At 44.6% G+C, this 269-nt stretch carries 1 protein-coding gene; it reads left to right on the plus strand.

Translation table 11 applies throughout. The features are described 5' to 3' along the window. Positions 1 to 39 precede the first annotated feature (39 nt). Positions 40 to 269, plus strand: a 230-nt coding sequence (locus AAEZ03_RS27540) for a hypothetical protein (protein WP_350583043.1), incomplete at its 3' end; no start/stop codon positions are given.

The raw sequence follows: 269 nt of genomic DNA on the forward strand, positions 1-269 counted from the left end.
AGTCAGGGTTGGGCGCGCCCAGTATCTGATGGACGTATCGTGGTCAAAAAAGATGGCAATTATGGGGTTATCGATACGGCGAATAAGACCGTCGTGTCGTTTTCTGCGTCAATCAGTGATATTTACGATTATCGTGGCGGTGTGACGCAAGTACGTAAAAATCAAGCGACCAGTTGGTTGGATAAAAATGGCAAAGCCACTAGCAATCCAAATGGTAGTAACAGTAATAATGAGCCTTTGTCCTCGAAGCAAACTGCTAATAATAGCTC

This window comes from Pseudomonas sp. HY2-MNA-CIBAN-0224 (assembly GCF_040310285.1).
Classification (GTDB): Bacteria; Pseudomonadota; Gammaproteobacteria; order Pseudomonadales; family Pseudomonadaceae; genus Aquipseudomonas; species Aquipseudomonas helleri.